Annotated in this window: 1 protein-coding gene; it reads right to left on the minus strand. The window is 76.9% G+C overall.

Annotated elements, in window-relative coordinates; all coding sequences use genetic code 11:
- Positions 1-1,128, minus strand: a 1,128-nt coding sequence (locus PINTE_RS21365) for an AMP-binding protein (RefSeq protein WP_157087457.1), incomplete at both ends; no start/stop codon positions are given.

The raw sequence follows: 1,128 nt of genomic DNA on the forward strand, positions 1-1,128 counted from the left end.
GCACGAGTACCGGTAGCGCGGGGGCGAATCGGCCGGTCGGGGCGCGCTCGGGCCGCACGACGACGACCGGGGCCTGCGAGCCGTGCGGTCCGACGCCGACGAGGGCGGTGTCGGCCACCCCGGGCAGCGCGAGCACCGCCTGCTCGATCGCGACCGGCGGTACCGGCCCGGCCGCGGTGTGCACGACGTGCACCCGGCGGCCCTGCACCCACAGCCGGCCGTCGGCGTCGAGGTGGCCGACGTCGCCGGTGCGGTGCCACGGGCCGTGCGGTCCGAGGCCGTCGCGGGCGCTCTCGGCCTGCGTGGCCCACAGCTGGTCGTAGCGGTCTTTGACGTGAGCGGCTGATACAAGAATCTCGCCGGTGACCCCGGGGGAGTCGGTGGGTTCTGCGTCGGCGCCGGACGGCTCGGCGGGCAGCGGCGCGATGCGCACCTGCACGCCCGGGAGCGGCCGCCCGACGCACACGCCGTCGACGGCGTCGCCCGCGGTGACGGTCTCGAGCTCGGCGAGCACGATGTCGCTGACCGGCAGGCACTCGGTCATGCCGTAGGGCGTGTGCAGCTCGGCGTTCGGCAACACTCCGGCGACCTCGCGCATCATCGCCACCGGGATCGGCGCGCCCGCCGACATCGCCACCCGCACCCGCGCCAGCGCGTCGCGGCGCCGCTCGTCGAGCCGGGGGGTGGTCGCGACGATCGTGCGCAGCGAGGCCGGAGACGCGAAGACCGTGGTCGCGTCGGCCGCCAGCACCGCGTCGGCGAGGCCGGCGGCGTCGAGCGTGGCGGGAGCGGTGACGTCCATGTCGGGGACGACCGACCCGACTCCCATCGCGGGGCCGTACAGCGCGAACGGTGCGAAGGCGGCGACGAACCGGTCGGCCGACGTCAGCCCGTAGATCGCGCGCACGTGCTCGGCCTGGGCGCGCAGCTGCTCGGCGCGGTAGACGACGCCCTTGGCCGGTCCGGTGGCGCCGGAGGTGAACAGCACGGCGGCGTCCGCCTCACCCCGGTAGGGCTGCTCGGGCGGCGCAGTGCCCGCCTCGATCGCGGCCCGCCCCGCCGCCCGCAGGCCGTCGAGCGTGGCCTCGACCCCCACGACCCGGGAGACGGGCCGCCCCAGTCGCGCGT

The organism is Piscicoccus intestinalis NBRC 104926, from assembly GCF_001515525.1.
In the GTDB taxonomy this organism is placed as follows: domain Bacteria; phylum Actinomycetota; class Actinomycetes; order Actinomycetales; family Dermatophilaceae; genus Kineosphaera; species Kineosphaera intestinalis.